Source organism: Rhizobacter sp. P2_D12 (genome assembly GCF_056404395.1).
Genome location: NZ_JBFUEB010000224.1, coordinates 1 through 3,558 on the forward strand (window position 1 = coordinate 1; position 3,558 = coordinate 3,558).

General features: G+C 50.5%; 2 rRNA genes. Both read left to right on the forward strand.

Annotated features, from left to right (window positions below):
- A 23S ribosomal RNA gene (locus AC1DYN_RS31810) occupies positions 1–2,585 on the forward strand; the annotation flags it as partial.
- Between the two features lie 126 nt (positions 2,586–2,711).
- A 5S ribosomal RNA gene (rrf, locus tag AC1DYN_RS31815) occupies positions 2,712–2,824 on the forward strand.
- The last annotated feature ends 734 nt before the right edge of the window (positions 2,825–3,558 follow it).

Here is a 3,558-nt window from a genome sequence, read left to right on the forward strand (position 1 = left end):
GCGCCATAGAGGGTGATAGCCCCTTACACGAAATCTGAACGGTGGTACTAAGCATACGACAAGTAGGGCGGGACACGAGAAATCCTGTCTGAACATGGGGGGACCATCCTCCAAGGCTAAATACTCGTAATCGACCGATAGTGAACCAGTACCGTGAGGGAAAGGCGAAAAGAACCCCGGGAGGGGAGTGAAATAGATCCTGAAACCGTGTGCATACAAACAGTAGGAGCGGACTTGTTCCGTGACTGCGTACCTTTTGTATAATGGGTCAGCGACTTACATTCAGTGGCGAGGTTAACCGTATAGGGGAGCCGTAGAGAAATCGAGTCCGAATAGGGCGACAGTCGCTGGGTGTAGACCCGAAACCAAGTGATCTACCCATGGCCAGGATGAAGGTGCGGTAACACGCCCTGGAGGTCCGAACCCACTAATGTTGAAAAATTAGGGGATGAGCTGTGGGTAGGGGTGAAAGGCTAAACAAACTTGGAAATAGCTGGTTCTCTCCGAAAACTATTTAGGTAGTGCCTCAAGTATCACCATCGGGGGTAGAGCACTGTTATGGCTAGGGGGTCATTGCGACTTACCAAACCATTGCAAACTCCGAATACCGATGAGTGCGAGCTTGGGAGACAGACATCGGGTGCTAACGTCCGGTGTCAAGAGGGAAACAACCCAGACCGCCAGCTAAGGTCCCAAAGATTGGCTAAGTGGAAAACGAAGTGGGAAGGCTAAAACAGTCAGGATGTTGGCTTAGAAGCAGCCATCATTTAAAGAAAGCGTAATAGCTCACTGATCGAGTCGTCCTGCGCGGAAGATGTAACGGGGCTAAGCCAGTCACCGAAGCTGCGGATATTTTTCTCGTRATTTATYACTTGATCAATATGGTAGGAGAGCGTTCTGTAAGCCTGCGAAGGTGTCTTGTAAAGGATGCTGGAGGTATCAGAAGTGCGAATGCTGACATGAGTAGCGATAATGGGGGTGAAAAGCCTCCACGCCGTAAGCCCAAGGTTTCCTGTTCAACGTTCATCGGAGCAGGGTGAGTCGGCCCCTAAGGCGAGGCAGAGATGCGTAGCTGATGGGAAGCAGGTTAATATTCCTGCACCGTCGTATGATGCGATGGGGGGACGGATCGCGGAAGGTTGTCTGGCTGTTGGAATAGCCAGTTTTTGACTCATAGAAGGTRCTTAGGCAAATCCGGGYACGTAATTCAAGGGGTYGAGACGAGGAACTTAGGTTCTGAAGCAATCGGAAGTGGTTCCAAGAAAAGCCTCTAAGCTTCAGTCATACGAGACCGTACCGCAAACCGACACAGGTGGGCGAGATGAGTATTCTAAGGCGCTTGAGAGAACTCGGGAGAAGGAACTCGGCAAATTGGTACCGTAACTTCGGGATAAGGTACGCCCTAGTAGTTTGACCACTTTACTGTGGAAGGATGAACGGGTTGCAATAAAATGGTGGCTGCGACTGTTTAATAAAAACACAGCACTCTGCAAACACGAAAGTGGACGTATAGGGTGTGACGCCTGCCCGGTGCTGGAAGATTAAATGATGGGGTGCAAGCTCTTGATTGAAGTCCCAGTAAACGGCGGCCGTAACTATAACGGTCCTAAGGTAGCGAAATTCCTTGTCGGGTAAGTTCCGACCTGCACGAATGGCGTAACGATGGCCACACTGTCTCCTCCCGAGACTCAGCGAAGTTGAAATGTTTGTGATGATGCAATCTACCCGCGGCTAGACGGAAAGACCCCATGAACCTTTACTGTAGCTTTGCATTGGACTTTGAATCAATCTGTGTAGGATAGGTGGGAGGCTTTGAAGCGGRSACGCTAGTKYTCGTGGAGCCAACCTTGAAATACCACCCTGGTTCATTTGAGGTTCTAACCTTGGTCCGTTATCCGGATCGGGGACAGTGCATGGTAGGCAGTTTGACTGGGGCGGTCTCCTCCTAAAGTGTAACGGAGGAGTTCGAAGGTACGCTAATTACGGTCGGACATCGTGATGATAGTGCAATGGCATAAGCGTGCTTAACTGCGAGACCGACAAGTCGAGCAGGTACGAAAGTAGGACATAGTGATCCGGTGGTTCTGTATGGAAGGGCCATCGCTCAACGGATAAAAGGTACTCTGGGGATAACAGGCTGATTCCTCCCAAGAGTTCATATCGACGGGGGAGTTTGGCACCTCGATGTCGGCTCATCACATCCTGGGGCTGTAGCCGGTCCCAAGGGTATGGCTGTTCGCCATTTAAAGTGGTACGTGAGCTGGGTTTAAAACGTCGTGAGACAGTTTGGTCCCTATCTGCCGTGGGCGTTGGAAATTTGAAGGGGGCTGCTCCTAGTACGAGAGGACCGGAGTGGACGAACCTCTGGTGTACCGGTTGTCACGCCAGTGGCATTGCCGGGTAGCTAAGTTCGGAAGAGATAACCGCTGAAAGCATCTAAGCGGGAAACTTGCCTTGAGATGAGATTTCCCAGAGCCTTGAGCTCTTTAAAGGGTCGTTCGAGACCAGGACGTTGATAGGCTGGGTGTGGAAGTGCAGTAATGCATTAAGCTAACCAGTACTAATTGCCCGTACGGCTTGTCCCTATAACCTTGGTAGTCCAGGGTTGCRAGAGTTCAGCTGTTGTTGATACAAATACGACCCCCMAATAAAAACTACTTCTTCCAGATTCAGAGCAGCGTTGCATTGCAACGARGCTCGTACAAGTTATGCCTGATGACCATAGCAAGTCGGTCCCACCCCTTCCCATCCCGAACAGGACCGTGAAACGACTTTGCGCCGATGATAGTGCTGCAACCAGTGTGAAAGTAGGTTATCGTCAGGCTAGTTATATAGAAAAGCCCCACTCAGTGAYCTGAGTGGGGCTTTTCGCTTTGGGGTAGTGAATTCAAGTCGATAATTCCAGGCTAGCGAGGTATTCGACGAGATTGTTTGCGTCGTACCGATATCGATGTGCCTGTCGCTAGTTCCGATCAGTCGTTGCCACTCACTTTTTGCCGTTGGTTTCGTTCTATCGATCGCAACAGACGGTTGAGGTCGCGCTCGCATCCGTTGAACTACAGGTTGCGGGGCAAATCAGGTCAGGTGTTTCCAGCGGGGCACAGTGTGCATGGGCCTCGCCGACTGGACGGCACCGGACGAACGCATTGTCATTTTCGCAGCCGGCATCTAGCTTGGTGGTAAGCAGATGGCCACTATCATGCGAACAGGGCTGCTGTCTCGTCTGCTCTCGTCATCTTCGATCTGTCGTCAGCCACCGTCGACACCAGGCTATGCGGTGTCGCAAAAAAAGACGTTGACAACAATCATAAAACATCGCATACTCTCTTTCCTCCTGCTGCGACGAACACAACGCTTCGAAGAATACGGCAGAGGAAGCAGCACCGAATAAAGTTCTTTAAAAATTAACAGTCGATAAGCGTGGGCGTTTGATGAAGGTGCCAAAGACTTCGGTCTTTGATTACTTAAATTATCAAATGTTCACAAAAAAGAAATACGTTGCTCAGCAATGAGTAACGGTCAGTATTTTGAGTGAGCGACCCCTGCAGCAATGTAGGG